This window comes from Bacillus sp. JJ1521 (genome assembly GCF_036965165.1).
Classification (GTDB): Bacteria; Bacillota; Bacilli; order Bacillales; family Bacillaceae_L; genus Ferdinandcohnia.
In genome coordinates this window covers 1-1,583 of sequence record NZ_JBALOX010000232.1, presented here as the reverse complement: position 1 = coordinate 1,583, position 1,583 = coordinate 1, and the positions used below count along the sequence as shown (strand labels likewise).

General features: G+C 34.6%; 1 protein-coding gene. It reads left to right on the top strand.

Features of this window, described 5'->3' with window-relative positions; translation table 11 throughout:
- The first annotated feature begins 265 nt into the window (after nt 1-265).
- Nucleotides 266-1,516: a DNA cytosine methyltransferase gene (locus V7147_RS23185; protein ID WP_335370163.1), complete on the top strand. Its 1,251-nt coding sequence runs from the start codon at nt 266-268 to the stop codon at nt 1,514-1,516.
- Nucleotides 1,517-1,583: the final 67 nt, after the last annotated feature.

The following is a 1,583-nucleotide window of genomic DNA, read 5'->3' as shown; positions in this document are numbered from 1 at the left end:
GTTATATATAGTACTGTTTGTTTTACAGTGGTCGGATAATGTTCGATAGATTTATTATTAATAAAGTCTAACAGGGCTTGATGAACCATAACAACATGTTCATCTCCAATTTTTCTAGGATTGGTCATACGCTCTTCACCTCATTTCATAAATTATACTATAATACACAGTAACTGTTAATAATTGGCTGTAGATTAAAAAATACTGGCCTTATCTTCGAAGTAATGATAAAATAGTCTATATTATAAATGGGAGGTATATTAAAGTGAAACTAGAAGAAAGAGGACGAGCAAAATACCGCCCTTTAAAAAATTATGACCCCAAAGAAGTTAAGCAAATCCTACTTGATAAGATAGCTGAAGAAGAACAATTAATTTCCGAATTACAAATAGAAGATGATCGTTCAGTATTTGATTACAAAGAAAACAAACTAAATGTGATAAGTCTCTTCTCGGGATGCGGGGGATTAGATTTAGGGCTAGAGTTTGCAGGTTTGTCTGCCGTAATAGGTGAAGAAGAAGCAAGCGAGGCATTCAAAAACAAGGATTGGTATAACGCTATTAGACATGAAAGCATTTTCCACACAATATATTCTAATGATATTTTCAAAGAGGCAAATGAATCCTACGAATTAAATTTTCCAAATGTTATAAAAGAGCAAGTAGATATACGCAAGGTAAAATCATTTCCAAAAGCTGAAGTTGTAATCGGAGGCTTCCCTTGCCCAGGATTTAGTGAAGCTGGCCCAAGGTTAATAGACGATGAAAGAAATTTTCTTTACATACATTTTATTCGTTGTCTATTGCAAGCTAAACCCTACATTTTTATAGCTGAAAATGTAAAAGGTATGTTGACCCTAGGCAAAGGTGAAGTCATGAAACAAATTGAACAAGACTTTGCTTCTGCTGGATATAATGTAAAGGTGAAATTAGTTAACGCGAGAGATTTTGGTGTTCCTCAAACAAGAGAACGTGTATTTATCGTTGGGGTTAGGGAGGATTTAGATTTTGATTATGAACATCCTGAACCAACTCATGGAGATAAGAAAATACCTTTCGTTACATTAAAAGATTCCATTAGAGACTTGGAATCGAATCCTGGGGATTGGTTTGAAGGTGGTTTTTCCCCGATCTATTTATCAAGAAACCGTAAAAAGAAATGGAACGAACAAAGTTTCACAATACAGGCTTCCGGTAGACAAGCTCCCTTACATCCTAGCGGTCCTGAAATGGTAAAAATGGATAAAGATAAATGGATCCTCCCTGGTGATCCGTCTCAACATCGAAGACTATCTGTGAAAGAAATTGCTCGGATTCAAACATTCCCAGATTGGTTCGAGTTTTCAGATGGCGGTAACATGAAAGTACAAAAGAACAATAGATTGGACAAGCAATATAAACAAATAGGAAATGCTGTGCCGGTACTTTTGGCAAAGGCGATGGCAATGCCTATTGCAAACTGGGGTAAAAAATACCTTGAAGAAACCAAAATTAAAAATACTTTAGTTACAAAATAAAAATTAGCCTTACCAAGTGGTAAGGCTAATTTTTATTTATTATGTTAATATGTATTTAGTTATAAAT